This is a genomic window from Paraburkholderia sp. SIMBA_053 (assembly GCF_046534895.1).
GTDB lineage: Bacteria > Pseudomonadota > Gammaproteobacteria > Burkholderiales > Burkholderiaceae > Paraburkholderia > Paraburkholderia caledonica.
In genome coordinates, this window is record NZ_JAWRXU010001242.1 from 1 (window position 1) to 252 (window position 252).

Below are 252 nucleotides of genomic sequence, written 5' to 3' on the forward strand. Positions count from 1 at the left end.
TGGCTTGCCCGTGGGCGCCGCTTTCACGTTGTTTGCGGTGGGGCGTGTCGTCGGGTGGATCGCGCATGCGATGGAACAGGCGCGCGACGGCGGCTTGATCCGGCCGCGGGCGAGGTATGTGGGGGAGAGTTGAGCGTTTCTTGTCGTCGGGCGGGGCACTCACGCGCCGGCCCGGGGGGTCCTTCTCTCTTCACGCAACGACTGTCGCGCAAAACGCTCCCCTCCGCTCCTTCACATAGCGCCGAGCCAACG

Annotated in this window: 1 protein-coding gene; it reads left to right on the top strand. The window is 67.9% G+C overall.

All coding sequences use genetic code 11. The annotated features are described in order from the left end of the window. Positions 1 to 133: citrate/2-methylcitrate synthase (locus SB753_RS39595; RefSeq protein WP_410805489.1), on the top strand; the 133-nt coding region annotated here is incomplete at its 5' end. Between the last annotated feature and the right edge of the window lie 119 nt (positions 134 to 252).